The sequence below is a fragment of the Clostridium sp. AM43-3BH genome (genome assembly GCF_003479985.1).
Lineage (GTDB): Bacteria > Bacillota > Clostridia > Lachnospirales > Lachnospiraceae > Otoolea > Otoolea fessa.
This window is the reverse complement of the sequence record NZ_QUIH01000007.1, coordinates 184,068-208,547: the sequence shown is the minus strand read 5'-3', so window position 1 is coordinate 208,547 and position 24,480 is coordinate 184,068. Positions and strand designations below refer to the sequence as shown.

19 protein-coding genes are annotated in these 24,480 nt (G+C 48.4%); 6 read left to right on the top strand and 13 right to left on the bottom strand.

All coding sequences use genetic code 11. From position 1 onward, the window contains the following. Nucleotides 1–88: 88 nt before the first annotated feature. On the bottom strand, nt 89–2,935 hold the full coding sequence (locus DW931_RS12475) for a TetM/TetW/TetO/TetS family tetracycline resistance ribosomal protection protein (RefSeq protein WP_118468499.1): 2,847 nt from the start codon (nt 2,933–2,935) through the stop codon (nt 89–91). Between the two features lie 369 nt (nt 2,936–3,304). Between DW931_RS12475 and DW931_RS12470 the strand changes: the two genes are divergently transcribed. Continuing rightward, nucleotides 3,305–4,639, top strand: a complete 1,335-nt coding sequence (locus DW931_RS12470; protein WP_227589759.1) for an MATE family efflux transporter — start codon at nt 3,305–3,307, stop codon at nt 4,637–4,639. A gap of 193 nt (nt 4,640–4,832) precedes the next feature. Here the strand turns inward: DW931_RS12470 and DW931_RS12465 are convergent, their stop codons facing one another. From DW931_RS12465 to DW931_RS12455, 3 genes are all read right to left on the bottom strand, one after another. Continuing rightward, entirely contained in the window at nt 4,833–5,675 is an 843-nt protein-coding gene (locus DW931_RS12465) for a DUF975 family protein (RefSeq protein WP_118468502.1), read from the bottom strand. 276 nt (nt 5,676–5,951) lie between these two features. After that, nucleotides 5,952–6,596, bottom strand: coding sequence for a cytidylate kinase-like family protein (locus DW931_RS12460; RefSeq protein WP_107001503.1), 645 nt, complete (start codon nt 6,594–6,596; stop codon nt 5,952–5,954). A 30-nt stretch (nt 6,597–6,626) separates the two neighbouring features. Beyond that, nucleotides 6,627–7,916, bottom strand: coding sequence for a galactokinase family protein (locus DW931_RS12455; RefSeq protein ID WP_118468507.1), 1,290 nt, complete (start codon nt 7,914–7,916; stop codon nt 6,627–6,629). Between the two features lie 543 nt (nt 7,917–8,459). Here DW931_RS12455 and DW931_RS12450 point away from each other — a divergent pair. After that, complete coding sequence (locus tag DW931_RS12450) at nt 8,460–9,398, top strand: TIGR01212 family radical SAM protein (protein WP_118481972.1); 939 nt, start codon at nt 8,460–8,462, stop codon at nt 9,396–9,398. Nucleotides 9,399–9,400: 2 nt separating this feature from the next. Here DW931_RS12450 and DW931_RS12445 read toward each other — a convergent pair whose 3' ends face one another. The 5 genes from DW931_RS12445 to htpG all read right to left on the bottom strand — a co-directional run bounded on the left by DW931_RS12445 (nt 9,401) and on the right by htpG (nt 15,442). Beyond that, nucleotides 9,401–10,660, bottom strand: a complete 1,260-nt coding sequence (locus DW931_RS12445) for a CapA family protein (RefSeq protein ID WP_243015241.1) — start codon at nt 10,658–10,660, stop codon at nt 9,401–9,403. Nucleotides 10,661–10,729: 69 nt separating this feature from the next. Then, entirely contained in the window at nt 10,730–11,572 is an 843-nt protein-coding gene (locus DW931_RS12440; RefSeq protein ID WP_118468513.1) for a DegV family protein, read from the bottom strand. Nucleotides 11,573–11,845: 273 nt separating this feature from the next. Continuing rightward, complete coding sequence (locus DW931_RS12435) at nt 11,846–12,943, bottom strand: CPBP family intramembrane glutamic endopeptidase (RefSeq protein WP_118468514.1); 1,098 nt, start codon at nt 12,941–12,943, stop codon at nt 11,846–11,848. Nucleotides 12,944–12,961: 18 nt separating this feature from the next. After that, complete coding sequence (locus DW931_RS12430; RefSeq protein WP_118468516.1) at nt 12,962–13,228, bottom strand: hypothetical protein; 267 nt, start codon at nt 13,226–13,228, stop codon at nt 12,962–12,964. 210 nt (nt 13,229–13,438) lie between these two features. Next, nucleotides 13,439–15,442: a molecular chaperone HtpG gene (gene htpG, locus DW931_RS12425; protein WP_118468518.1), complete on the bottom strand. Its 2,004-nt coding sequence runs from the start codon at nt 15,440–15,442 to the stop codon at nt 13,439–13,441. A 357-nt stretch (nt 15,443–15,799) separates the two neighbouring features. On the opposite strand from htpG, the gene DW931_RS12420 reads away from it, so the two are divergent. Continuing rightward, a complete protein-coding gene (locus DW931_RS12420; RefSeq protein WP_118468520.1) occupies nt 15,800–16,294 on the top strand; it encodes a DUF5721 family protein in 495 nt (164 codons plus the stop codon). 42 nt (nt 16,295–16,336) lie between these two features. On the opposite strand, the gene DW931_RS12415 is transcribed toward DW931_RS12420, so the two are convergent. Continuing rightward, on the bottom strand, nt 16,337–17,203 hold the full coding sequence (locus DW931_RS12415; protein ID WP_118468522.1) for a MurR/RpiR family transcriptional regulator: 867 nt from the start codon (nt 17,201–17,203) through the stop codon (nt 16,337–16,339). A gap of 254 nt (nt 17,204–17,457) precedes the next feature. On the opposite strand from DW931_RS12415, the gene DW931_RS12410 reads away from it, so the two are divergent. From DW931_RS12410 to DW931_RS12400, 3 genes are all read left to right on the top strand, one after another. Then, nucleotides 17,458–18,300 (top strand): carbon-nitrogen hydrolase family protein, encoded by an 843-nt coding sequence (locus tag DW931_RS12410; protein WP_227589755.1) that lies wholly within the window; start codon nt 17,458–17,460, stop codon nt 18,298–18,300. Then, on the top strand, nt 18,301–19,869 hold the full coding sequence (locus DW931_RS12405) for a BCCT family transporter (protein ID WP_118468524.1): 1,569 nt from the start codon (nt 18,301–18,303) through the stop codon (nt 19,867–19,869). Nucleotides 19,870–20,017: 148 nt separating this feature from the next. Continuing rightward, nucleotides 20,018–20,965, top strand: a complete 948-nt coding sequence (locus DW931_RS12400) for a DMT family transporter (RefSeq protein ID WP_118468526.1) — start codon at nt 20,018–20,020, stop codon at nt 20,963–20,965. A gap of 84 nt (nt 20,966–21,049) precedes the next feature. Here the strand turns inward: DW931_RS12400 and DW931_RS12395 are convergent, their stop codons facing one another. From DW931_RS12395 to DW931_RS12385, 3 genes are all read right to left on the bottom strand, one after another. Beyond that, on the bottom strand, nt 21,050–22,432 hold the full coding sequence (locus tag DW931_RS12395; protein ID WP_118468528.1) for a sodium/glutamate symporter: 1,383 nt from the start codon (nt 22,430–22,432) through the stop codon (nt 21,050–21,052). A gap of 146 nt (nt 22,433–22,578) precedes the next feature. Then, nucleotides 22,579–23,436 (bottom strand): DUF6282 family protein, encoded by an 858-nt coding sequence (locus tag DW931_RS12390; RefSeq protein ID WP_118468529.1) that lies wholly within the window; start codon nt 23,434–23,436, stop codon nt 22,579–22,581. Nucleotides 23,437–23,439: 3 nt separating this feature from the next. Continuing rightward, nucleotides 23,440–24,405, bottom strand: a complete 966-nt coding sequence (locus tag DW931_RS12385) for an alpha/beta hydrolase (protein ID WP_107001326.1) — start codon at nt 24,403–24,405, stop codon at nt 23,440–23,442. Between the last annotated feature and the right edge of the window lie 75 nt (nt 24,406–24,480).

Here is a 24,480-nt window from a genome sequence, read left to right as displayed (position 1 = left end):
CGCAGCGGCAGCAGAACTGATGAAATTTATGCAGAAAGATCTGATTCATGCCTTCGAGTAATCTATACGAAAATCCGCTTTTTATACATTACTCGTCCTTCTTCACCTGCCGCAGCACCTCCTCCGGCACCGAATCCAGCAGATAATTTTTATGTCCGCTATGCGGTCGGTTGGTATGCTCACGTGTCTGATTCTTCACACGGTCTACCTCTTCCTCAAAATCCCGCGCCGAATACAGCCCGCAGCCCTGCCCACGGATGATGATCTGTTCCAGACGGTCGGAGGTCGCTACCATCACCGTATATTTCCGCCCATTTTCATGGGCAAATTTCTCGATGTACTGGTCAGCTGTCTCCGCCTCTTTCGTAAAGACTACATGAATGTTGTGGTAATCCGTCACCTCCGTCCGGTGTCCCTGCACCCGGTAGGCGTCGAACACCGCTATCACCTCGATACCGCGGCTTCCCTGATAATCGCAGAGAATATCCAGCAGCTTACCACGGGCGCTATCAATGTTGATCTTCGCCAGCTCATTTAACTCATCCCAGGAGAAAATAATGTTGTAGCCATCTACCAGCAAGTATTCCCGTACCGCCGATGCCATTTTCCCTTTGGAGTCGCCGGTTCTGCTGCCCGCTCCGCCACTTTCCGGCGCTTTGCCTGCATGTTCCAATTTTCCTGCATTTCCAGCCACAGAACTTCCCGATTTTCCTTCACTTCCAGATGCCAAAGTTTCAGCTGGCCCGACTTTCGAATCGCTCTTCTGTCTCACCGCTTCCTGCCTCCGCGCCGTCTCTCCGTACACTCCGGCACCATAGGTTTCCGCCGGGCGTTTGCTCTTTCCGCCCCACCGGCGTTTTCCGCCGTCTTCCTTTTTATTTGCATGGTAGGTGCGAGCGAGAATCGCATCGACCTCGTCCGTTCCGATCCACATTTCTTCCGAAGCGCCGCCGCCCTGTCCATCCGAGGAGCGCGCACCCAGCTCAGGGATCGCATCCATCCGCCGTTTTCCATTGGAATCGCCCAGGCAGCTTTCCAGATGCATATAGTCTTTGACCTCATCCCAGTTGACGACAAATCCCGCTCCGTGCGTACAGAAAACAGATCCGCTCGGGTTTGCCAGATCCGCATCCGGATCATACCCGGCTGCCGCAATGATTTCTTCTTCATTGTGGCACGGTCCGTAGCCATCGAGCGTGCAGATCATCTGTCCCAATCCGCCCGTGTACGCCGTCACCTCCGTCTGATATCCATCGAGTGCCGATACCGGGGCACGTCCGGTTAATATTGCCTGCCCGTCCTCCAGCGCCGGTCCCTCAAAGACGGCAAACCGCCGCTCCAGATCGGTCATTGCACGTCCCACCATCTTGTCCGGTATCGTCAGGTGAAAGGCATAAAATGGTTCCAACAGCACCGAATGCGCCTGCATCAGTCCCTGACGGACCGCCCGGTACACGGACTGTCGAAAATCGCCGCCTTCTGTATGTTTCACATGGGCGCGTCCCGATTTCAGTGTAATTTTCATATCCGTGATCGGCGCCCCAATCAGAACACCCCGGTGTACCTTTTCTTCCAGATGCGTCAGCACCAACCGCTGCCAGTTTTTACTTAAAATATCTTCACTGCAATCGGTATCAAATACCAGCCCGCTGCCCGGTTCTCCCGGCTCCAGAAGCAGATGTACCTCCGCATAATGGCGGAGCGGCTCAAAATGCCCGACACCCTCGACCGTATCGGTGATCGTTTCTTTATATACAATGCTGCGCCCGCCAAACCGGACATTTACCCCAAAACGCTCTGCAATCAGGCTTTTCAGAATCTCCATCTGGATCTCGCCCATGATCTGGGCGTGAATCTCTTTCTTTTCTTCCTCCCAGACAATATGAAGCTCCGGCTCTTCTTCCTCTAATTGAAGCAATTTCGGCAGCATCGCCGCCGCATCCACATCCTCCGGAAGCTCGACGCGATACGTCAAAACCGGCTCCAGCACCGGTTCCGCGCCCATTTCACAGACTCCAAGCCCCTCGCCCGGTTTCGTGTGCAAAAGTCCCGTTGCCGCACAGATCATACCCGCCGGTGACTCGCCCACCGCCTCATACTTATCGCCTGAATACAGACGGAGCTGATTTACCTTTTCCTCGCCGATCCGGTCTTTGACATGCAGCACGCCGCCCGTGATCTTCATATAAGTCAGGCGTTCGCCCTGGCTGTCGCGCACAATTTTAAATATTTTCGCCCCAAATTCGTCCGGATACACTGGTTCCAGCGTATATTCTTCCAAACCGCGCATAAAATCTTCCACGCCCGTATTTTTGAGCGCCGAACCAAAATAACACGGAAACAGATCCCGGCTGGCAATCCGGCTGCGGATCGCATCTTTAGACACCTGTCCCGTCTCCAGAAATTCCTCCAATTCCGCTTCGCCGCTGACTGCTGCCTCTTCATAGAAACTTTCCGTCCAGTCCGCCCCAAAATCAACGAAATTTCCGCCCAGCGACTCTTTTAGGTCGCGCAGGACCTCCTGTTCCCGTCCCGGCGCCAGATCCATTTTATTGATAAAAAGGAACGCCGGAATCTGGTAGCGCGCCAGCAGCCGCCACAGCGTCCTTGTATGTCCCTGCACGCCGTCTGAACCGCTGATAACCAGCACCGCATAGTCCAGCACCTGAAGCACCCGCTCCATTTCCGCTGAAAAATCCACATGTCCCGGCGTGTCCAAGAGCGTCACATCCATATCATCCCATGCAAGCCGCGCCTGCTTGGAAAAAATCGTGATTCCGCGCTTTTTCTCCAATTCATATGTGTCCAGGAACGCATCGCCCTTGTCCACCCGCCCCAGATGGCGGATCATGCCGCCCGCATAGAGCATCGCCTCTGATAATGTTGTCTTCCCCGCATCTACGTGCGCCAGGATTCCCACCGCCAGTCTCTTCATGTATGTTACCCTCATTTCCGTTCTATATAAAAATCACTCTATCTGTTATGATACCATGTATGTCACTGATTGTAAAATACCGCGTGCTAACCAGCTCGCAGCTTCTTCACAATTCCGTTACTGTTCACGCACGTGTGCTCAGTAACACAATTCATACATTCCATTCTCTACTCAGAAAGCTGCTATCCGCAGACACTCCTCTCTTCTATATCACAAAAAAAGTGCCTCTATTTTTCTTTTTTTCGTGATTTTTCGGATTGCCAATTTTATGTATTTCTTATAAAATCTACTCTCAGAGTTTTATAATCGTTTTTTAGAAAGGATGGTTTTTCCATGAGCCGCTCTTCGCAACGCTCTACCATAAAAGATATGACAAACGGGAGCCCGGCAAAGCTGATTCTGGGCTTTGCGGTTCCGATGCTGATGGGACTTCTGTTCCAGCAGTTTTACAGCATGGTCGATACGATCATTGTTGGAAAATTTCTCGGTGTCGATGCACTGGCTTCGGTCGGTTCCACCTCCGCCATCAACTTTATGATTAACGGTTTCGTCATCGGCGTCTGCACCGGGTTTTCCATTCCGGTTGCACAGCGGTTCGGCGCACAGGATTACAAGGACATGCGCCGTTTCGTCGCTAATGCCGGATGGATCGCCTCCTGTTTTGCCGTGGTCATGACCGTGATCGTCTGCCTGATGACACGCCAGATTCTCGTCTGGATGCAGACGCCGGACAATATCATTGACGGCGCGTACAGCTACATTTTCTTCGTATTCGCCGGTATCCCGGCAACCTACCTGTACAATACGCTGGCGGGCATCATCCGTGCGCTCGGCGACTCCAAAACGCCGGTCTATTTCCTGATTTTATCCAGCCTTTTAAACATTGCGCTGGATCTGCTTTTCATCGTACAGATCGGAACCGGCACCGCCGGAGCTGCCTATGCAACTGTTATCTCTCAGGCAGTATCCGGTATTCTCTGCCTGATCTATATGAAGAAAAAATTTGAAATCCTGCATATGCACCATGAGGAAACGCGCATCAGCGGCAGACACATTTACATTCTCTGCAAAATGGGTGTGCCGATGGGACTCCAGTATTCGATTACCGCGATCGGCTCGGTTGTCATCCAGACTGCCATCAACTCCTTAGGTTCCATCGCGGTTGCCTCCGTCACCGCAGGTCAGAAGATCGGCATGTTCTTCTGCTGCCCGTTTGACGCGCTGGGCGGCACGATGGCAACCTACGCCGGACAGAACGCCGGTGCCGGAAAGGTAGACCGCATCCGCCAGGGCGTCCGGTCCGCGACTCTCATCGGCGGCATCTACTCCATTGCGGCGTGCATCGTGCTGACTGTGTTTGGCGGCGTGATTCCGCTTCTCTTCGTCGATGCCTCGGAAACAGTTGTAATCCATCAGGCGCACCAGTTCCTGACCTTCAACTCCCTGTTCTACATACCTCTGACAATCGTCAATGTATGGCGTTTCACGATTCAGGGAATGGGCTACAGCCTGCTCGCCATCCTGGCAGGTGTCTGCGAAATGATCGCCCGCGCCATGGTCGGCTTCCTGCTGGTACCGATCTTTGGCTACATCATCATCTGTTTTGCCTCGCCGCTTGCATGGCTGCTCGCCGATGCATTTCTGATTCCGGCATTCTTCTATTGCCAGAAACATTTGCTGTCTGAGAAAGCACGGATGGACTAAAACAAAATAAATAATACAACTCAAAAAAACTCCTCAGAAAGCTTTCATTTTGACCACTTTCTGAGGAAATTTTTGATTACAGATTCTTATTTTGGGCTTTCGCCAATTTGATTTTCAAAGATTTTTATTGTTCCGTCTATCCTTACACAAGCACAGTTCTATGCAAATGATTTCATTTTTGTACAGACAGAGTTCACGCATTTTCACTTTTCTCCGGCTCATTCTCACTCCACTTATCCCGCATTTCTATCTCTTCTATTTCCCTCTTCTCATCCCGCACGTCCCTATAAAATGCCGCAAATGCCGCCTCCTCATATGGGCGCAGAAACAGATAGCCAATATTGAGCGGTCCCATCAGCCCTACCAGAAACAGCACGGTCACACCGCTGAGCCTTCCCTGTGTATACAAAAGAACCGCTGGTATTATATATTGAATGCTGCAGATCAGCCGCCAGCCGATAAAGCTAAAGGTCAGGCAGAATAAATTCCATTTTTTCCCATCCATCAGGCGGCGCGACTCGGTGATCGCCTCGTTGGCGGAATATTCTGGATGTTCCATCAGCACATATGGTGTCATCGCATAGCTGTACGTCTTTATGAAACCCGGAACGAAAAACAGGCAGGTCCAGCAAAATATATAAAAGCCGCGCACAAATACCATCGCCACGCCATCTGTGATCCGCGAAAACTGGGAAAATAAATCAGAAAAGGATGCTTCCTTTTTCTCTGCCAGATTCAGATGGAAACGGGCGTATCCCATCTGCCCCGCACCTCCAATAATAACCACCATCAAGCCCCAGATAAGCAAAAGCACCAAGGGCAGAAGCATGCTGCGCATCAGAAATACCTGCGTCAGCACATTCTTCACTTCCGGTCGTGCCTGTATCACTTTTTGCAGCTCTGATATTCCATTTGGCGCCGTATCGGCAATCTCCGCACCAATCAGGGACGCTGCTAATCCCGTTCCCATCGCAAGTTTCCAGTTTCCGCGCAGTGTCTCACGCGCCATTTGCCTAAATTCAGATGCACTTCTCATGCTTTTGCCCCCTTTCTTTCTGAAATCATTGTATCATTTTTCCATTTTAACCGTCAATATACCGCTTCAAACCGTAAATAATTTGTAATAAGGTCGTAATGATTCTACTGTCGTCAAAGGAAAATTCAGAATGCCGGAATCACTCTCCCAGCATTCTGGGAGCTGATTGAGCTGGCGATCCGCTGGCACTTCTCATCTTCCAAATCTGCCCTGCTTCCTACAATCTTCAACTGAAATTTTTAGCCTGCATCACAGACAGGTTGTTTTCATTTTTCCCTACTTCATATACCCGCGCAGCTTCACATATTCCTTGATCAGCTCCGCCGTCTCGTCCAGTCCGAGGCGGGTTGTATTGATCGGAAGATCGTAGTTCTTCATATTTTTCCAGTCATTTCCGGTAAAATATTTATAATAATTCTTCCGCTCATTCTCAATCTTCCGGATGCGCTTCTTCGCTCTTTCTTCACTGATGCAGTCTACTTCCATAACGCGCTGCACGCGGCGCACACGGTCGGCATAGACAAAGATGCGGATCAGATTTTCGATCTCCTCGTCCTGATCCAGCACATAGCCAGCCGCACGGCCTACAAATACGCACGGTTCCTGTTCTGCCAGCTCCCGCATCACCATCGCCTGGAATTTAAACAGGTTATCCGGCGATGTCACATCGCCTTTCAGGGACGGCTTTCCGAACACATCTGCCTTCTTCGCGCCAGTCAGACGGTGAAGCAGGTTGTTTCCCGCTTTCTCATCCGCTAAACGGAAAAATTCCTCTCCGACCGCACTCTTCTCCGACGCCATCTTTAAGATCTCATCGTCGTAGAAATGAAGCCCCAGCTCCTCTGCCAGCTTGCGTCCCACAATACGTCCTCCGCTTCCGTACTCCCTCTCGATTGTGATAATCAGATTTTTATTTCCCATAAATTCCACCGCCTTTCCAGGTCCCAATTTTTAGATGCGCTCGCTCACGCAGATCGCGCCGTGCGGGCGGATGCTCATGCGGTATACATTGCCCTCTCCGATCGCATTTTCAATATATTCTGTATACTCGTCCACCAGATCGTTCGGAATCATCGCCATGATAACACCGGCAAAGCCGCCGCCATGAACCCGGCACGCGCCGCGTCCTTTTTTCGCGATAAACAATTCCGTCAGCGCCAGTGCAATGCTGATGCCCTGCTCCTGCACGTCTGCAGTCGTGTATACATTCTGAAGCCATTTCCAGGAAGAATTGCCCGAAGCTGTGATTCCCTCCAAAAAGGCAGCAAAATCATTTTCCCGAAGGGCCTTTACTTCCCGCTCCACTCTCTTATTTTCCTCAAAGAAATGGAACGCACGCATCACGGAACGATCTCCCGCAAATGCACGCACTTTCGCCAGGTTTGCGATCACCTCTTCCTCGGAAATCTCCGCGCAGACCTCTTTTCCAAAGTACTGTGCTACTTTTTTCATCTCGTTTGGAACGGAAGAATAATCTGCGCTCAGATCCGCGTGGCCTTTTCCCGTATTTACAATCATCAGGCTGTGATCCTGCGCGCCGAAATCAAAATCAATCTTCTCCACAACCGGCGCTTCCGGATTTTTAAAATCGATCGTAATCAGACCGCCGACCGCGCATGCCATCTGATCGAGCAGACCCGACGCCTTGTTCCAGAACTTGTTTTCTGCATATTTTCCGATGTGGGCGTAGGTGACAACATCCATCTTTCCCTCGTTAAACATCGTATTTAACATAGAGCAGATCAGCATCTCATAGGAAGCCGAAGAGCTGACGCCCGCCGCGCTGATAACATTGCTGGTAATGTATGCGTCAAATCCGCCGACCTTGTATCCTCTCTCCTCAAAGCCCTTTAAAATGCCCTTTGTCAGGTCGATGGTGCCGCTCATACCCGTGCTCGGTTTCAGATCGCTTAAATGGATGCTGAAATTTTGATGAAATGTCTCACTTAATATGCGGATCGTGTCGGTTCCGTTCGGTGCCGCCGCGCCGACGCAGTCCAGGTTGATGCTGCCCGCCAGCACCTTGCCATGATTGTGATCGGTGTGGTTGCCGCTGATCTCCGTCCGTCCCGGGGAAGTAAACAGCTTGATATCACGTTCCCCATATGTTTTCTCAAAGCGCTCTGCCACATAGCGGTAACGCGCCCGGTTCTCCTCCGCTTTCTCTGCCCCGTATAATTCTGCCATCAGCACTTTCGTTTTCTCAGATTCCAGCTGTTTCAGTGTTTCTTTGACTGACATATCCCTTCTCCTTTTCCCCAAATTGTTTGTTACTGTTCACGCATACGCGCCCAGTAACGGAATTTGCCGTGGCTTCGCATATTAATACGGCAAATTCCTGCTGCCACCACGTTTTCTTACGGCACTTTCAGTTCCAAAAGTGCCTACCCGTGAACAATTGTTTCCTTTATATATATGGTTATGATTTCAGACATTTTGATTCAATCTGACTTCTTGTATGTATTATATCATAACTCACGAACCCGCGCTATCGCGCTCTACCGCCCTGCTTCGCATGGCTGTTCGTTCGTTAATGGCGCAAGAAAAGAATATGTCTGCTTCGCAGCCGCATTCTTTTCTTCTGCGCTCATTATATCATTTTCCTCAAAATGCCTCAATACGATATTCTTTCGTGTGTTTACAAAATGCTGTGGTTCTGGTAAGCTTTCATTTATATAGTAAAACACAGGAGTCCGTATGAAGCAAACCACTCAAACATACCTATCATTACCCGAAACATTCCATCCTGCATCCACCGCCTCCGGCAAACACCCGGATTCCTCCATGCCCCGCTGCTACTCCGACGGTCGTCCCTACTATTCGTTAAACGCATGGCTGAAAGACCAATTTGGGCAGAAAATCTACAAGCTGGCGCTCGACGGCGGCATGACCTGTCCCAACCGGGACGGTACGCTGGGAACGGGCGGCTGTATTTTCTGCAGCCACGGCGGTTCCGGCGATTTTGCAGAGCCGGCTCACACCTCCGTGACCGAACAGATCGAAGCGGCAAAGGCGCGTGTCGCAAATAAAATAAAGGGTGGAAAATATGTCGCATATTTCCAGTCCTACACAAATACCTATGCGCCTGTCTCCTATCTGGAGCCGCTTTTTTCCGAAGCAATCGCCCACCCGGACGTGGCTGCCCTGTCCATCGGAACCCGCCCGGACTGCCTGCCGCCGGATGTCCTGGAGCTTCTCGCCCGCTTAAACCGCCGAAAACCGGTCTGGGTGGAACTGGGACTTCAGACCATCCATGAGGAAAGTGCCGCGCGCATCCAGCGCGGTTATTCCCTCCCGGTCTTTGAAAATGCCGTCCGTGAACTGAAAGCCGCCGGTCTGACCGTCATCGTCCATGTCATTCTGGGGCTGCCTGATGAAACGAAAGCTCAGATGCTCGATACCGTCCGCTATCTGGCCGATTTCCAGCCTGCTATCGACGGCATCAAACTTCAGCTTCTCCACATTTTACGCGGCACGAAGCTGGCAGAGCTCTACGAACAGGCACCTTTTCCGGTCTTTTCAATGGACGAATACATTGAGCTGCTGATCGAATGTATCCGCCTGCTGCCGCCCGATATGGTCATCCACCGGATCAGCGGCGATGGACCGAAAAAATTGCTGGTCGCACCGGAATGGAGTGGAAATAAGCGGGCATTTTTGAATACGTTTTCCAAGGCACTGCGGGAAAGCGGGTGTTTTCAGGGGCAGGATTTCACGAATTGATTTTACTGCACCTGCACCTTTCCATTCTCATCAATCTGCACGCCGTCCGAAAGCCCCTGTATCTTCTGGTAAAACGCCTCTTTCTTCCCCACGTCCAGCTCTCTCGTATATCCGGCAGATGAAGTTGCAGGCACAATTGAAAGCGCCGTCTCTCCCTGTGCATCTACCGACGCCTGCACCAGCATTGTCTCCGGAATCGAGCTTCCGAACACAAAATTTCCCAGACTGTACAGAATCCATTTTCCATGATACAGCTCAATCCCCTGCAGCACATGTGGATGGCTGCCAACCACCAGATCAGCGCCCGCGTCGATGTACTGATGTCCCATCTCCCGCTGGTACGCCTCTGGCTGCGTGTTCCGCTCGATACCCCAGTGGACATAGACAACCAGATAATCACACTCTTTCTTTACCTTCTGGATCTCCTGCACGACCGAAGCCGTGTCATACGCCGAAAACATGCCCGGATGCGACGATCCTGCCGCCCATCCGCCCGTCGGAAAGACGCGCGACGCGCCCAGAAAACCAATCTTTTTTCCATTTTTCTCAATGATCTGCGGCTGTTTCGCCTCTTCCAGATTTTTTCCCGCCCCAACATGCAAAATCCCGGCACTGTCCAGCGTATCGCACGTGTCCAGCAGTGCGTCCGTGCCGTAATCTAGCGCATGGTTGTTCGCCACCGTCACGATGTCTGGTCCGATCTCCTGTAAAATAGACACGCGGGACGGCGATACCCGGAACGTAAACTGTTTATCCGCCGCCTGTGTTCCCCGGTCGCTGAACGGAAATTCCAGGTTTGCCATAAAAATATCAGACTCCGCGATCGTCTCCCGCAAGCTCTCTCCGAGGACGCCACCGATACCTCCCACACGGTCGTAGGCATTTAAAACATGGTTGGAAAAATAGATATCTCCGGCAAACAGAAGCGAACACTCATTTGAATCATTTTCTCCCGGTTCTGCCTCAAGTTTGCCAGATTCGTCCTGCCCCTGCATTTCCACCCCCAGTTCCGCGCCATCTACCTGTTCTGACTCCACCTGCCCGTCTATATCTGTTTCCGGATCAAGCGTTTCTTCCAATACCGTTTTGTCTTTTGGCTCCAATGAGATTGTCTCTTTCCATATGGAACCTCCCGCCTGGCATCCGCCAAGCAAAAGCGCCATTCCTGCCAAAATTGTCAAATTTCCAATTCTAGATAAAAGAAATGCCGTCCGGTATCTGAACGGCATTTTCGTGCATTTACTAAAAAATGTATGCTTCATTTTTCCTCAATCAATCGCAGCTGTCCGGCGTTTTCCACCTTTCCAGCTGTCATCACCCACTCTTTCTCCCTACAGTGTCATAACGATTCCGCCGTCGCCCGCATATACGGTTGCAACGCCAGCCGTATTCGTGATCACTACCTCACGGAAGTTTGCCCGTTTACACATGATCTCTTTCACGTGCTTAGCACGTTCCAGGTTATTACAGTGTGCGATCACCAGACGTTTGCTTGCGGTATCGCCGCCCTCTTTGCACGCAATCTCCGCCATCCGGTCGAGCGCCCGGGTCATGCCGCGCGCCTGATCAAGCTTGATGATCGTACCGCTGTCCGCGCCCATAACCGGCTTGATATTCAGCGCCGACGCGATAAACGCCGTCAAACCGGTCAGACGGCCATTTTTCTTTAAGAAATCAAGCGTCTCAATGACGAAATACGTGTTCATCGAATCCCGATATGCCTCTGTCTGCCTGCAGATCTCCTCAAACGGAAGACCTTTCTCGCACAGATCCCGGATGAACAGCGCAATATTTAACTCGCCCGCCGACGCCGACAGGGAATCAATGACCGCGATCTTCTTTCCGTCCGTTCCGTTCTCTTCCTCATAAAGGCGTTTTGCCAAAGCCGCCGAGTTGTAGCAGCCGCTCAGATGGTTCGAAAGCGTTACCACGAAAATATATTCTGCCTCGCCCTCAAATGCTTCCTTGAAGCTCTCCGGCGATGGACACGCCGTCTTCGGGCACTCGGGACTTGCCTTTACCTTTGCCAGAAACTCCTTCTGGTTAAATGTCTCATCATCCGTTACCTTGTAATCCCCTATCTGCAGGGTCAGCGGAATCATCTGAAAATGCGGATCCAATTTCAGTTCCTCCGTCAAATCCATGCAGCTGTCACCAATAATTTTATATAACATAACGTCCTCCCGTTACGCAATTCACATCACGTAGTATTCATTACTATTTATTATAGTAATCACACAGTAGGAAGTCAAGCATAATCCCGTGAAATACATACTGAAATACATGACAAACACATGAACAGTGTTACTGTTCACGCACACGTGCCCAGTAACAGATTTTACCGTGGCTTCGCATTTAAATACAACTAATTCCTGCTGCCACCACGTTATCTTACGGCACTTTCACTTCCAAAAGTGCCTGCTTGTGAACAGCAGCTGACCACCACATCATCTCGACAAGAAAAACGCCATCGTAATCAAACTTACCAGAATAAATGCCACTGTCCCGAGATTCCCATACATTGCCCCACATATATTGCGGAATTTCACTCCCTCTGGGATTGCCCCATCGGACAGCCAGATTTTCCGGAAATTGAAAATCAGCAGAACAAACGCCCCGATGATCGTGCAGCCCATAAACCCGGTCATCAGAAACGTGATAAACAGCGGCAGCAGCGTATCCTGTGTTCCAAGCATCGCTATCACTAACGACCAGCTGTTGATCAGAATATGCAGCAGACAGTTATAACGCATCCGTCCCGTCTTCACCGCCACATATCCCAGAACCACGCCAATCACCGCCGCATAGAGAAACTGCGTCACATTTCCGTGCATCAGACCAAACATCAGCGCCGTGTAGGTGATCGCCGCCTTATCGCCAAAACGGCGCAATCGGTTTAAAAGTTTCCATCGAAAGATATATTCCTCAATAATTGGTCCTAAAAACCCTACATATAAAATCATTACCGGCGAGAGCGAATCCAGCATCTCGTTGACCGGGTTCATCGCGGATGCATCGCCGCCGCTACTTGCCGCCACCGCATCATTGATTGCATTTCCCAGCAGGTTAAAGATAGTTCCAAATCCCTGTGCCAAAATAAAAAACATACAGAACTGCAGGAAACTAATCTTCATTTTCTCTGCCCGTTCTTCCGGAACAAGGCGCAGAATTAAAAATACGAATGGAAGAACCAGCGCATAGATGACCAGCGTGCTTCCGCCGTCCTCATACCACGCTGCATTTACCATCCAGTTCAAAAACGTACTGATCACGCCTCCGTCCGCCCATACGTTGCCAGCCACTTCCAGAAGTATGCTGACAAGCACCGCCATCACGCTGAAAAATGCCAGCGCCCAGCCGAGGACATTGCAGACACGGCGCACCTCGCGGCGGCAGGTTTTTCGGATTTGTTTCGGACTCTGAACCGCATTCTGCAGCTCAGGTTCCGTTTGCAGACCATTTTCATCTGCCTCCCACTGCCAAAGATCCGATTCGTTCCAGTTTCCCTCTCCCATTTTCTCTCCTTCGTCATTCAGGTCTTTCATTCCCAGAAAATACCTGTTTTATCTTCCGGCGCTTTCTATCACACGGCGCGCCTTTTCCTCCTCTGCTTTCTGCACATAAAACAGATATTCCCGTTCCGATGCCGCATTTTCTCCCGCACTTCCCAGCCTCGCCCGCTGATTGCCGGAAAGCACGCCCGCTTTCAGACGTTTCTCCACCTTGACCTGATACTCAATTCCCGCCTGTTCCAGCTGCTCCCGGATCGCCGCCTGCCGTTTCATATCAAATGTCGCGCCAACCTGTTTCCATCCTCCGATTCCAAACATACACGCACCTCCCCGTCAAATCTGAAAAAACCTTGCTAAGTGCTCCTATTCTATCATAAATACTAAATTCGTGAAATAGTGAATCCCATTTGCTCTCTTACGACAGGTAATAAAAGAGCTGCCACATTTACGTGCAGCAGCTCCGTTATTATATCATATATGATATTTTAACATATTTTCCTATATAAAACAGTCGTGAACCAAACATCCTTAGTTCAGCATTATACCCATAATCTCATTCGACCGTGCGATGAATTTCGTCATGCGCTCCGGTGTCAGGGAACCATGGCTGAGCTGTGCCAGATCGTAGAGCTGTTCGCAGATCTTCGGTGTATTCTCGCCATCCGTGTGCTCTAAGACGTACTGAACGAGCTTGTTGTTCGCGTTGAGTACCAGCACCTGACCGCTGCCGCCGAACATCGACGCGTCCATGCCCATGTTGTACATCTTCATCATATCCTGCATACGGCGTGTTTCCTCCGACAGGGTGATCATCGAAGAAATCTCAGCATCCTTCAGCTTCTCAACCTTTACCTGCAGCTTATCATCGCCCAGTGCTTTCTTGAAGGTCTCTGTCAGCGTCTCTTCCTGTTTCTTGAGCGCTTCCTTGTCCTCTTCCTTCACTTCCTCGCGCAGCGTGTCATTGACATCGGCATCAATACGCAGGAATTTCAGGTTCTCATGCTTCTGCTCTTCCTGGCTGATGAATGGATTATCAATGCTGTGAGACATGATGATCGCATCCTGTCCGTTTGCCTTGAACATGTTGATGTACTGGCTCTGCTCTTTCTCATTTGTTACATAGTAGATCTGGTTCTCATGACCTTCCTCTTTCGCCTTATCCATGCAGTCTTTCAGCGTCAGATATTTTCCGTCCAGATTCTTGTAAATGATGTAATCATCCATCTTCTCAGCAAATTTCTGATCCTTTAAGCAGCCAAATTTGATAAATGGAGCGATATCGTCCCAATATTTCTCATAGGTCTCACGGTCTGTCTTGCACATACCGGTCAGCTTGTCCGCTACCTTCTTGGTGATGTAATCGGAAATCTTCTTTACAAATCCATCATTCTGCAGCGCACTTCTCGATACATTCAACGGCAGATCCGGGCAGTCGATCACGCCCTTTAAGAGCATCAGGAACTCCGGAATAACTTCCTTGATATTATCCGCGATAAATACCTGGTTGTTGTACAGCTTGATAGTGCCCTCAATGCTCTCGTACTCCATGTTGATCTTCGGGAAGTACAGAATGCCTTTCAGGTTGAACGGATAATCCATGTTCAAATGAATCCAGAACAGCGGTTCCTTGTAATCCATAAATACCTTGCGGTAAAATTCTTTGTATTCTTCCTCGGTACACTCGTTCGGATGCTTGTTCCACAGCGGGTGAATGTCATTCAGTGCCACCGGACGTTTCAGGATCTTATATTTCTCGGTTCTCGGAGATACCTCCACGGTCTCTTTTGTGCCGTCCTCTTTCTCCTTTTCCTCGGTCTTTGCTTCCTCGACCACCGTCTCAACAATGGTGTCCTTGTCGGTCAGCTGATCCTTCTCGATCGTCTCATACTCCGGCTCTGCCGTTGCATTTTTCAGGTAAATCTCAACCGGCATGAAAGAGCAGTACTTCTGGATGACTTCACGTGCGCGATACTCATTGCAGAACTCAGTGCTGTCTTCATTTAAATAAAGGACAATCTTGGTACCATTGCCTTCCTTATCGCCCTTATCCATCGCAAACTCAGTGCCGCCCTCAGACTCCCAGTGAACCGGCTCTGCGTCTTTCTTATAAGAAAGAGTATCGATCGTAACCTTGTCCGCTACCATGAATGCAGAATAGAAACCCAAACCGAAATGACCGATGATCTGGTCTTCGTTTGCTTTGTCCTTATATTTTGCCAGGAAATCCTGTGCACCGGAAAATGCGATCTGGTTAATGTACTCTTCCACTTCCTCGGCAGTCATACCGATACCATTATCCTCGACGGTGATCGTCTTGTCCTCAGAATTAACGGTAACCTGAATCTTATACTCCGTCTCCCCCGGCTCCTCATACTCGCCCATCAGCGCCAGCTTTTTCAGCTTCGTGATCGCGTCACATCCGTTGGAAATCAGCTCACGATAGAAAATATCATGATCGGAATAAAGCCATTTCTTAATAATCGGGAAAATATTCTCGCTGTTGATTGATAAACTTCCTGTTTTTGCTGCCATATCTATACACTCCTTTTGATTGCAAAATACAGTGGATATCCGCTCCCGGAAATGGAGTCTGGCAGTTTCACTCTGCCGCGTCCAATCCTGCTATCCAGCTACATAAATATACGCTTGTAAAATTCTTTTTTTTGTGATTTTCCATCACCGTGACTCTTATTTTAATACCAGCGTTCCAAGATGTCAATAGAAAATTAGCACTCATTTTTGTTGAGTGCTAATAAAATTTCAAAATTCTCCGTCTTGCCAATAAGAAGTCACTTGCGTCCCCCTCCCGCCTGCGATAAAATAGAATCTACGTTATTGTTTCTACATTACACAGAAAATAACGAATTTACCATCTCAGCGAGGACACATATGATTGCCTGCAATATCTGTGATATAAAATTATTTACCAAGAAACTGTTCATCGGAGAGACATTTGACCGCTTTCTGCTCAAGGAAGCGGAGATCGTAACGTTCAACACCTTCTCCATCGACGGACGCGTCCATAAAAGCTTTTATTCCGAAGAAGAGCGTGCCGATGGGCAGATTGAAGAATATTCAACCTGGAAAACTCTGCGCCCGTTCTGTTTTTCCCTCCTAAAAGGAAAAAAGCTTCCGGAGCGCTTCTCCATCATTTTGAAGCTTCCGAAGGCTGCCACCGAACAGTTTCTGACCGCCCGCAAAAGCCAATGGCTCCCGGAGCAGGTCGGCGGACTGTTCTTAAATATTCATTATGAAAACCAGCATTTAAGCTGTGTCACCGGGCTGTCGCTCAACCAATTTACGTTAGACAAGACGCTGGAACGCGAGTGGGACGAGTCGATCCGGACATTTTTGCGAAAAGAAGAGCTGCCGTTTGAGGAATAACGGCAGCCCTGTTTTATCGGGTTTTCAGTTGCACATCTTCGATTAATTCTCCCAGAGAATCAGTCCATTGTCATTCAATGCCTGTTCGATTTTTTCAATATTCTTCGTGGATTCCGGTGCGGTCCGTCTTCCCAGTTCACTCATGAGCGCCTCCGTTACCAGCATCAAAGCAGTATCACCGCTCGGATGGTTCACAGAATTCGTATCAATCACTACATCTGCGATCTTTACCAATGGATTTAAGCTCGTATTTGTGATCAGTATCATCGGGATTCCCAGGTTATGTGCTAACTCTGCCACACGAATCGTCTTTTTCGTACACGGCCAGACCGAATACACTAAAAGCACATCCTTCGGCGTCGTATTGATTGCAATCCGGTCATAGACAAACTCTTCCTCCAGGCTGAGCTGGCGGATATGCGGATAAAAGCGCTCTGCCACATATTCAAAATACAGCGCCAGCGCCTTGCTGGAACGCATTCCCAATATATAGAGCTGATCTGATTCCAGCATCAGCTGGATTGCCGCCTCAAACTGGGAAATGTTTGACGGCGTACAGAGATTTTCAAGCACTTGGATTCCGTCCGCGATCGCCATATGGAACGTATCCCGGCTCGCCGTCTCCGAGGTACGGGAAAATTCCTGCCGCAGGCTGCGGTACGGCGTTGTATTTTTCAAAAGCGATTCCTGTGCCAATGCTTTCTTAAATGTAGTGTAGCTGTCAAAGCCCAGAAGCTGTACCAGACGCATGACCGTCGTGCTTCCCACACCCGCATTTTCCGCCAGCTCCGCCACCGTCATCACGCCGATCTTTTCATAATTCAGCGCCAGATAATTGCAGAGTATTCTCTGTTTTTTCGGTACGGCGTCCTTGATTTTTATGATCTGTTCCAATACTTCATTGCCCATCGTTTATCCTCATTCATTCCAAGATTCTCACTCGATTTTCGTTTGGTTTTATTATATACTTTCCTTAGAAATTCGTCAATTTGACATTTGTTTTTCGTCAAAGCAGACAAATTTCGGAGGATTTCTTTGTAAAAAAGGTAAATTTTGTTCTTTATTATTGTATTTTGGTTGATTTATTCCTTTATAAATTCTATAATTATATCATAAATGTCGTTTATGGAATAAATATTCTATTTTAGGAAGGGGATACTCAAATGCAACAAACTCGATCACCTTACCAAATCGCCATGCTCCAGATGGACTGCGATTTGTTCCATGTTTCTAATAATCTTGACAAAGCAGAGAAACAGATCCGGGAAGCAGCCGCTCACGGTGCAAAATTGATTTGTCTGCCAGAGGTATTTAATGTCGGCTATCTCGGCACCTGCATCCCAGATATGATGAAGCTCGCCGAAATCGAAGATGGACCTTCCCTGACACGGATGCGTAGTCTGGCAAAGGAACTTTCAGTCTTTATTCTGGCTCCGATTCTTTTTTCCACCCCATCTGGAGTCGAAAACTCTGCTTTTTTGATCGATGATACCGGCACGATTCTCGGGCATTATTCAAAAACGCATCCCGTCGGAGACGAACGAACTTATCTGCAGCGCGGCACCCAGTACCCGGTCTTTGAGACAAAACTCGGAAAGATCGGCGTCGTCATCTGCTACGACGTATGCTTTCCGGAAACCGTCCGCCTGCTGACACTGGCCGGTGCCGAACTGGTTTTAGTCCCGGCCGCATGGCGCGCCAGCTACTATTTCAAAGAATGGTGGGATTTAAACCTTGCGTGCCGTGCCCTGGACAATCTTGTATACATAGCCGCAGTCAACCGCTGTGGATTGTCCGGCGATGAGATCTTCGCAGGAAAAAGCCAGCTGGTAAGTCCTATTGGAGAACGGATTGACAGCTGCGGTGTTCAGGAAGAAGCCATTTTATATGGAAGCGTTGATTTAAACCGGATTGCAAAAGAACGTGATTTCAATACCGTTCTGACCGACCGCCACCCGGAGGACTATCGTCCTATCTGGGATACACTCTACAAGGAGGAATCATAAATGACTGATAAAAATGCTAAAAATGAAAACTCAAAAATTCGCATCATGACCTTTTTCCCGCCGTTTATTATTCTGGTCGCGTTCCTTGTTTTAAGCCTTGTCGATCAGGAAACTTTTCTGGGAGTCATCAATAATATCAACAACTGGATCATCAAAAATCTCGGCTGGGCTGCCAGCATTCTCGCCCTTGCAATCGTAATCGTCGCCGTTGTTGCCATGTTTTCCAAATTTGGCGATGTACGAATCGGCGGTGAGGACGCCAAACCAGAACTAAGCAATTTTTCCTGGTTTACTATCGCCCTCACAACAACCATGGCAGCCGGTGTCCTCTTCTGGGGACCGGGAGAGCCGATCGCGCATTACGCGTACCCGCCGACTGAATTATACGGCGTTGAACCTTCTACCAGCGGTTCCCTGAAATTTGCCATGGAAACCATGTTCCTTCACTGGACGATCGTTCCATATTGTATGTATACGGTTCCGGCGGTTGTATTTGCTTTCATGTATTACAACGCGAAAAAGCCGTATTCCATCGCCAGTGAAGTTTCCCCTCTTCTGGGTGACCGCTGCTACCATCCTCGCTGGATGCAGACCATCGACGCAATCACCTTATTTGCCATCGGTGCCGGTATGGCTGGTTCTGTTGCACAGGCATTCATGAATATTTCCGGTGGTATCTCTAAAATGCTTGGACTTCCATCTAATGCCCGCCTCTGGTTTATGGTCGGTATTGTCGTTGCCGCTGTCACGGTTGCTACGGCTGTTTCTGGTATCCAGAAAGCCATGAAGCATGTTTCCAATATCAACGTATACGGCTTTGCTATTTTCCTGATTTTCCTGCTGGTATTTTCAAATGCCTCCTTCCTGTTCAACCTCTCTACCGAGGCATTGGGCGGTTTCGCAGGTACCTTTATTGAACGTATCCTGATTACTGGTGAATCCGTTGGAACCCAGTGGCCGCAGTGGTGGACCACCTTCTACTGGTTCAGCTGGATGGCATGGGCACCTACCTCTGGCGCTTTCATGGGACAGATCGCTTATGGACGCAAGGTAAAACACGTGCTTGGATTATATGTAGGTCTTTGTGCTTCTGTCAGTGCCCTGTGGATGGTTTTAGTCAGCGGTACCTCTCTGTGGGTTCAGACTTCTGGACTGTTCGACCTCGTTGCATCTTATGACCGCGGCGTTGAGAATGTTCCTTATGATATGTTAGGAGCTCTTCCGCTTGGAAATCTGATCATCCCGTTATTCGTGGTTCTGATCTTCCTCAGCACCATTACCGCCTGCAACTCCAACTGTATCGCTATGGCAGGCATCTCCACTCAGGGTATCAACCCGGATTCCCCGGACTCCCCGATGTGGTTAAAGCTTGTGTGGTGTGTCGTTCCGATGGCAGTCGGCTACATCATGATCGCAACCGTTGGTGTCAATGGTGTCAAGATCATCGCAAACTTCGGCGGAATGTTCGCCGCCCTCATCATGATCGGCGCCACCGCCAGTCTGGGAATTCTGATTAAAAATTATAAAAAATTTGATAAAACAGGATCTGGCAGTTCCGATAAGGTATAGCTTTTCAAATTAAAAGCGTTCGCACAAAATATAAAAACATATAAAAATTAAAGAAACCTCTGCAATTCTTCCTTGATTACAGAGGTTTCTTTGACATATATTTCCTATATTGAACCATTTATCATATAATCATGTTGAAAGGAACGTCATGAAATTTGCACAAACTAATCCAATCCTAGGAGCTATCCTATACAACTTCTTATTTGGCATTTCTTATTTACCGCTAAAAATCTTAACTGCACGCCTAAATGGAGATACCGCACTACTAATTGCACTTCGTTTTGCAATCTGTCTTGTGCTACTTTACGCCTTAAAACATACCGAACGAATTCATCTACATTCTCTTCGTGATATGGGCATATGTATTCTTCCTATCTGTATTTTCCAGTTGCTTAATGGCTTTTTTGAAACCACCGGCATGTGCTTCTATCCTTCTGGGAAAGCAAGTGTGATTCTGGCATTAATCCCGCTAATCACCACCTTGCTTGCCATTCCGTTTTTTCACGAAAAGCCCTCTGCAGGACAATTTTTCTTTATTCTTCTTAGCTTTTTAGGTATTTTCATTGTTGCCGGAAATTCTGAGGATAAGGCTGCAACCGTATGGGGCTTTTTCCTGTTGTTAATGGCTGCCTTTATGTCCTCTTCCTTAAATCTCTGTATCCGGAAGCTCGGAAAACATCTGACACCTCTGGACATTACCTATGCTATGAGCTTCGCTATGTTCGCCGTTTATGGAAGCATTTCTCTGATAACGCACCTTGTTTCCAACGATCCCATCGAGTTATTTCGTCCGCTCGCGGATCCTGTTATCGTTGGCTGTCTTCTTGCCTTATCCATCGGGTCCTCACTTTATGCTTCAGCACTGCGGAACATAGTTTTTACCCATATGTCCATGGCTACTGCATCCAGCTTCAGCGGCATCTCCACTGTTACAGCTGTATTTACAGGCGTTATTATTCTTAGCGAGCCTTTCGGTTTCCATGAATTTTTCGGTATTGCTCTCGTCCTTCTGGGAATCTGGGGAGTCAATGCACTTCACCATAAAAATGGGAGATTTTCTTTCTCTCATCATTCTCCTCTATTTCACCTACATTAGTCCGAGGCGAACTTTCTATCAATAAAAAATGTGTGGCTGTTCATTTTCATGTCCAACCACACATTTTTCAGAATATACAAAGACTTATTTACTTATGACCTCTGCTTCACCTTCCCGAAGCTCATTCATCTTCTCATTATGTACACCAAAGCATTTTGCACATATCAGGAAGAGCACCACAGCAATTCCCGTTTCAATCACACCAACTGCAATACATCCCATGGAAACCGTCAAAATTGGCGTAAATGCGATGATAAAGACCTCAATCACGGACTGCAGCGTATACGAATATCCATAGTCATTCAATGTGCCGCTCTTTCCTTCCGGATCTACAATTCGAAGAAGCGTAACACCGATTGCCACCACTCCTGTTGTCCATCCAAATACAAAAATTGATCGTTCAAACCAGAAATTGCGGAACAGCTTCTGTCCAACTACAAATACTAAAAACAGGGATGTCAGCATTCCTAATACACATAAAACTAAAATCGGACCTGCAAATTCAAGTACAATGGAAATCGAAATAGATGCCACACCAAAGCCAACCAGATAATCGGTTACCATCGAACCAATCCGTCCTTCCACATGCTCATCAATACTGTCTTTAAAACGAGTATGCCCTATAATCGTGTTAATAATGACACCAAATATCATTGCCAGGCACATAACCGGTAATTCTACATTCGGTAAGAACTGTTTATAAAAATCGTAGAACTTATAACCACACAGTGTTGCAGTCAGCGTGAGTGCAAGATGAAATGCCAACGGATCCATACTCATTGGATTGATGGTTTCTTCTCCCATCGAATTTCTCTTACCTACTGGAACGATTCCTGTGCGGCACTCTTCCGGAAGAGATTCCGCTTTTTCTACCAGACGTGTTCCTCCATGTCTGGTTGCATAGTTAATACAGGCAATTCCTACAAACAAACCAACTAACAGACCCACGGTTGCAAACGTCTGCCCCAGTACAACGCCATCTTCACGTCCCAGTGAATTGTTAAGTGCCGTTCCAATCGTTGAAGCATAGCCATGTCCACCGCAAAATCCAGATGGCATCAGCAGGGCAATTTCTGTAAATACATTTGGAAACAAAATTTTCATCAGTGCACCGCCTACCAGCAGTGCAATACCAAAACAGAAAAATTCAGCTCCCATATTGACACAAAAGGAATCGCCCACCTTTGTCAGAATCTGTTTTACATTGGTTTTATCTTTTTTCCCCAGGAACAAACCGCCAAATAATACACATACCAGCATATAAGCATAACTTCCTATTTTACCGCTCCACGGAATCACGTTTAAAAACTGCGGTCCCAGGACAAGTCCCATCAGACCTGCCAGAACAGACGCTGGAATATAAAACATCTGCAAAAATTTTATACGGGAACGCAGGAACTGGGCTATAATCAGCAGCAGCGACATAAATGCAAAATCATATAGAAACGACATATTGGTATATTCCATAGATATCCTCCTTCCAGTACACTATATTATCCCTTACCTTCTTAAAAGTACTTCTCGAAAGAAATAAAAAGGTCAAGAATTCTTATAAGTAAACTTATAATTGATTTCTGACCTTTTTATTTTTTCATATTCAATTATCAAATTTACTATAACTCTCCCAGCACCTTCCGGGGCACCGTATGCGTCATCACATAAATCTCATCTTCCGTGATTCCCTCATCCAGCAATGTCTGCATAAACAACTTCATCGCTTCCACCGGGTGTTCTCTTGAAGTCTGCCCCCGATCCGTTACCATAAAACAGTGTTCTGCTCCGACTACCCGGATATGGTCTGCCATCTCCTGCGCCGTGCATTCCTTTTCTGCCACATTATACCAGCATTTTTCAATATAAACGCCCAGAGCTGCCAGCTGTTTCTGCGTTTTTACATCGACACGCGTCCGCGGAAATTCTGGATGTGTCAGAACCATACGGTTTCCCTGCCGGATTCCCCCCTGACACAGGAGAATACTTTCCTCCGGGCTGATGTGCCCGGTCGCGACTGCCGCATCATACTTTCTGGCAATCCTCAAAATCTCCAAAACCTCCGCCCTCAGCTCCCCTGTTTCGGTCAGGATAGAGATTCCAGAGCGGTCAAAGAAATCTCCCGGCATATTCCCGGAACACAAAGAGTTCTTTGCGTCCCGGGTCGGCATCCACACGATACGGCATCCGCGCTTCATCGCATTTTCAACCGCATATGGATTGAGTCCTCCGACTGGCCAGTTTAACACCAGACCGCCATAGGCTTTCGTACACGAAGCACAGTGGATATTAGCCAGAATTGCCCGCGCAATCGTGGACTCATAGTGAGATTTCAGCATAATTCCTGCCATTCCGGCTCTCCCGGCTTCTTCTAACAGCCCGTAATCATCCAAAACTCGATGAAAGGGGGACGGGGCTGCGTGCATATGGAGGTCATACGCTCCCTGCATTAAATATGCAATCTCTTTTTCTCTGTCCATAGATTATTTCTGTAAACCAAACTGGAATGCTTTCAGATTCTCCTTGTAGAATGCTGCCAGCGCGTCAGCCAGTGCCTGGAACTTCGGATCGTCGTCAAACATCCACTCATTGTGCTTGCCATCTACATAGTATAACTGCTTCGGCTCCTGTGCCAGACGGTATGCTTCTTCCGCCTCTACACGCTGATGCAGCTCGTTATAATAGCCATGACCTACAAAGACAGCACGCGGTGCGATTCTCGGAAGCAGGTCTTCTACGTTGAAACGGATGAAGCTCTCGCCGATTGCGGTGCTCATCGGGGTCGGGAACTCCTCGCCGTTATCCTTGTTGACAGAATCGCCGATACCGCCGTTGATCTCTTTTAATACATGGTCTGTATAGAAATCGCCGCTCTCTGTGATGTTCGGATAATCGGTGTACGGATGCATCAGAACCGGATCGTTGGTTGTAATTCTCTTGATACGGTCTTCTCTGAGGCGTGCAACGCTCTTTCCAAACTTATCATTTCCCATGCCGTCACGCATCCAGCGCTCGCCATTTACAAAGCTGTTCAGGGTTGCAATCGCTTTTACTTCCTTGTCACGCGCTGCAACGGTTACGCATACAGCACCGCCGACACCCCATCCAAGAAGTCCGCAGCGTTCCGGATCTACTTCCGGCTGAATCTGCATAAAGGTAAATGCGTTTGCCACGTCTTCAACCTCTGTCTCAAGGGTTGTGTACTTCGGCAGGCATGGATGAACATTCTCACTCGGCTTAAATCCTCTGTAATCGAAGCCCATGCATACAAATCCTCTTGCTGTTAAAGCTCTTGCAAACAGTGCCGGATAGCACTTATTAACGCCGGTCCATCCAGAGTTACACAGAACTGCTGGTCTCTTCTCGCCCTCTTTGTAATCATCCGGGAGATAAATATCTCCTACCATCTTTGCGCCTTCGCTGTAGAATACAACTTCTCTTGTTTTCATGTTGAAATCCTCCATTTCATTTAATTTGTTCTTTTTTGTCGGTTATGGAATTTTTGTTCCTTTTGTGATTTTATA

Coding starts and splice junctions, on each gene's coding strand:
- DW931_RS12415 (WP_118468522.1), bottom strand. CDS start 17,203: ATGGGCAATGAAGTATTGGAACAGATCATAAAAATCAAGGACGCCGTA.
- DW931_RS12470 (WP_227589759.1), top strand. CDS start 3,305: ATGACAAACGGGAGCCCGGCAAAGCTGATTCTGGGCTTTGCGGTTCCG.
- DW931_RS12455 (WP_118468507.1), bottom strand. CDS start 7,916: ATGTCAGTCAAAGAAACACTGAAACAGCTGGAATCTGAGAAAACGAAA.
- DW931_RS12385 (WP_107001326.1), bottom strand. CDS start 24,405: ATGAAAACAAGAGAAGTTGTATTCTACAGCGAAGGCGCAAAGATGGTA.
- DW931_RS12420 (WP_118468520.1), top strand. CDS start 15,800: ATGATTGCCTGCAATATCTGTGATATAAAATTATTTACCAAGAAACTG.
- htpG (WP_118468518.1), bottom strand. CDS start 15,442: ATGGCAGCAAAAACAGGAAGTTTATCAATCAACAGCGAGAATATTTTC.
- DW931_RS12405 (WP_118468524.1), top strand. CDS start 18,301: ATGACTGATAAAAATGCTAAAAATGAAAACTCAAAAATTCGCATCATG.
- DW931_RS12465 (WP_118468502.1), bottom strand. CDS start 5,675: ATGAGAAGTGCATCTGAATTTAGGCAAATGGCGCGTGAGACACTGCGC.
- DW931_RS12400 (WP_118468526.1), top strand. CDS start 20,018: ATGAAATTTGCACAAACTAATCCAATCCTAGGAGCTATCCTATACAAC.
- DW931_RS12450 (WP_118481972.1), top strand. CDS start 8,460: ATGCCCCGCTGCTACTCCGACGGTCGTCCCTACTATTCGTTAAACGCA.
- DW931_RS12475 (WP_118468499.1), bottom strand. CDS start 2,935: ATGAAGAGACTGGCGGTGGGAATCCTGGCGCACGTAGATGCGGGGAAG.
- DW931_RS12460 (WP_107001503.1), bottom strand. CDS start 6,596: ATGGGAAATAAAAATCTGATTATCACAATCGAGAGGGAGTACGGAAGC.
- DW931_RS12440 (WP_118468513.1), bottom strand. CDS start 11,572: ATGTTATATAAAATTATTGGTGACAGCTGCATGGATTTGACGGAGGAA.
- DW931_RS12430 (WP_118468516.1), bottom strand. CDS start 13,228: ATGTTTGGAATCGGAGGATGGAAACAGGTTGGCGCGACATTTGATATG.
- DW931_RS12410 (WP_227589755.1), top strand. CDS start 17,458: ATGCAACAAACTCGATCACCTTACCAAATCGCCATGCTCCAGATGGAC.
- DW931_RS12445 (WP_243015241.1), bottom strand. CDS start 10,660: ATGAAGCATACATTTTTTAGTAAATGCACGAAAATGCCGTTCAGATAC.
- DW931_RS12435 (WP_118468514.1), bottom strand. CDS start 12,943: ATGAAAGACCTGAATGACGAAGGAGAGAAAATGGGAGAGGGAAACTGG.
- DW931_RS12390 (WP_118468529.1), bottom strand. CDS start 23,436: ATGGACAGAGAAAAAGAGATTGCATATTTAATGCAGGGAGCGTATGAC.
- DW931_RS12395 (WP_118468528.1), bottom strand. CDS start 22,432: ATGGAATATACCAATATGTCGTTTCTATATGATTTTGCATTTATGTCG.